This window comes from Inquilinus sp. OTU3971, from assembly GCF_038440215.1.
The window spans coordinates 1-2,097 of the sequence record NZ_JASATH010000394.1 but is presented as its reverse complement, the minus strand read 5'-3'; the positions used below and the strand labels follow the sequence as shown (position 1 = coordinate 2,097).

General features: G+C 59.3%; 2 protein-coding genes. Both read right to left on the bottom strand.

The features are described 5' to 3' along the window. Positions 1-445: 445 nt before the first annotated feature. Complete coding sequence (locus AAHM41_RS40805) at positions 446-868, bottom strand: ABZJ_00895 family protein (protein ID WP_446719527.1); 423 nt, start codon at positions 866-868, stop codon at positions 446-448. A gap of 287 nt (positions 869-1,155) precedes the next feature. Next, on the bottom strand, positions 1,156-1,539 hold the full coding sequence (locus tag AAHM41_RS40010; RefSeq protein ID WP_342242221.1) for a hypothetical protein: 384 nt from the start codon (positions 1,537-1,539) through the stop codon (positions 1,156-1,158). Positions 1,540-2,097 lie beyond the last annotated feature (558 nt).

Genomic DNA, 2,097 nt, shown 5'->3' with positions numbered 1-2,097 from the left:
ATCCACAACAGCTTCAATCTCGAGCGCCATCGGATCTCCCGACCGACGCTCCGCCCCTTCCGAGCCGCGGCTGCCGAGCAATGGCAGAACGCGACCGCAGCCGCCTGAGTACCGCATTGAACCGAGCCAAAGTGCGGCTCGTTCAGGTTCCCGTGACAATGCCCCAGCGCGGTCTCCGCCTCGCTGGTCAAGAGCCGCACCGACAACGAGCAGCTGCACCAAACCATCACCGCCCTGATCAACGGCCTGATCCAGGACAAGCAAGGGGGGCCCCGCCATGGCCGATGAGGTGCTGACCCGCATCCTCAACGTCGAGGACGATGCCGACATCCGCTCGGTCGCCGGCTTCGCCCTTGAGGAGCTGGGCGGCTTCGTCCTGGCCGCCTGCGCCTCGGGCGAGGAGGCGCTGGCCCAGGCGCCCGGCTTCGCGCCGCAGCTCCTGACTCTATCGCTTCAGCAGTCGCTCGGCCGAGCGGCCATAGACCGACGAGAAGATGAAATAGGTGACGCCATATGTGACAAGCAGGACAAGGAGAAGGGCGATCCAGAATGTTCCGGTCTTCAGCAGCTGAGAGGCCTGATGCCATAGCTCAGCTACGAGCGCCACATAGATGCTTGGATCCTCCAACCCGAGTGTGTGGATTGCAAACCCGACAGAAACAAGAATGATGGCTGCAATACTCCAGATTATGGACAGAAGGATGCTGCCTCTGATCAAGCGTGAGCGCTCGTCTCCTAGCGGAACTCGCCCATTGTCCCTGACGAAGAGACTGGCGGTCGCAATGGCTGCAGCGTAGATCGTGCCGATGGAGAGACCCGGACCGATTCCGGGAGGAAGAGCCCATGTCTTCTGTTCGGCGACCAGCATGAAGGCCATGCTGATCACCATGCCGATGACATAGACTAGCGAAAAACGGGCGAAGTACGGCCCAAGCGTAGTTTCAGTGTATTGAGCCAAGTGGTCCTCACTATTCGATGAATATTCAGGCACAATGCTTGCGGGCTATCAGCGCTGCGTACCAATGAATTTCCGATTGATCTGTGGAACGTGCGACCCACCATCTACAGCCGATCAGTGCCGGGACCCCATGCCGATCTACAACAGTCACCCATCTGCGGCACTTTGTGCTGACCGACGGAGCGGGCCCTCGCCGGTCACTCAACCAGGAGGAACACCGGTTGAGCCGTCGTCTGTCCAGCGGGCGGCGGCATTGCAAACGCCAGGCAGTCACTCTCGCCTGCCGCGATAATCTCGCTGAGAGAAATGCGAATGTCATCGGCCTCGCTCTGTCCCAGGGGCTGCACCAGCATCGGACCGCAGAACATCTCAGACCGGCGATCGATGGTGAGATCCATGAAGTTCAAGGCCGAGATGGCGCCTTCCGGAATTCCACGTGCGAAGTACTCCAGTCCGCGGCGAAAGAAATAAGCCTGCCAGTAGTCCAGCGGCTGGCTCAGTCGCTCCAGATACCTCTGGGCCAAGGGAATGATGAACATATGATAGTAGCTGCGAGGAATGGATTGCATGAGATTGGCCATGACTGCTCACACAACGTTTTGAGGAATGTTCGCGAGGTACCATGTGGTTAATATAGTCCGTATCTCTCATGAAAAATGCGTGGACGCCATCGCTGGCTGCAGTCAAGGAAATGTGAAATCGGGGTACTGTGCAGCAACATAGAATTTCCTCGGGACGCATTGTGTGCGCTTGGACGAAAAGCCACGCTTTGTCCTTACGACGGTCTCTTGACGACATTTACAAAGCTACCGGTCCCTGTTGGCGTGTCCATTAGCCCTGATGGACTAGGCCGGTTCGGTAGGTGGTTCGGGCGAATGGGCTGGCGGCGTTCCCGAAGGGCCGGATGTAGCGAGTTCGGGCAATGTCCGGCGTCGAGGCGCCGACGCGATGGTCCCGCTGATTTTCTGAAGTGTCCTCCCAACGACTTTTCGAAGGTCACTGCCCTTGCCGCTTCGCCGCCTGGCGCCGAAGGTCCTCGATAAGGCCCCTGAGGTTCGGGTCGACGGGTACGATCCGGGCCAGCCGCTCGGCATATTCGAGCGCGGCTTTGGCATCTCCGACATCGCGGCTGAAGCTGG